1 pseudogene is annotated in these 515 nt (G+C 44.1%); it reads left to right on the top strand.

The features are described from left to right. Positions 1–515 (top strand): annotated as a pseudogene (locus tag ACFIKY_RS09360) (DUF3792 domain-containing protein); the annotation flags it as partial.

The raw sequence follows: 515 nt of genomic DNA, 5'->3' as shown, positions 1-515 counted from the left end.
GACACACCATTCGATACGAATTTTCTAGGAGAAACATCTCTAGAAGAAAAGTATCCATTCTTTCACACACCCATTTCGTGGTCCGCAATCTTTGCGGGATTGGTGACAGCCCTTGCCACCTCAATCTGCCTCTCTTTTCTGGTAGCAGCTTTAGGCTTAAGTCAAATGGATTTCACCTCTTCAACCCCATTTGAAGGCTCTTTCCTCTCCTTTGGCGTGGGTTCTATTATCGTTACACTGATTAGCCTAGCCTTAGGAGGCTTTGTAGCTGGACGTTTTGCTGAATCGTCAGGGACGCTTCATGGCTTTCTCACTTGGGCTCTCATAACATTGCTAATGACCCTCCAAGCCATCCACGTGGTTTCTAGTACAGCAAAGATAGGAGCTAAAACTGCTCTAGAAAACAGCTCCATGGTCCAACAAACCGTAGACAGCCTCAAAACCAATATTTCCCCCATACTTGCAAAATTAAACAGCGAAAGTCTTGAAAAGTTTTTTGCAAAAAACAGTGACAA

The organism is Bartonella sp. CR127HXZ (assembly GCF_042194555.1).
GTDB classification, from domain to species: Bacteria; Pseudomonadota; Alphaproteobacteria; order Rhizobiales; family Rhizobiaceae; genus Bartonella; species Bartonella grahamii.
This window is presented reverse-complemented; position numbering and strand designations above follow the sequence as displayed.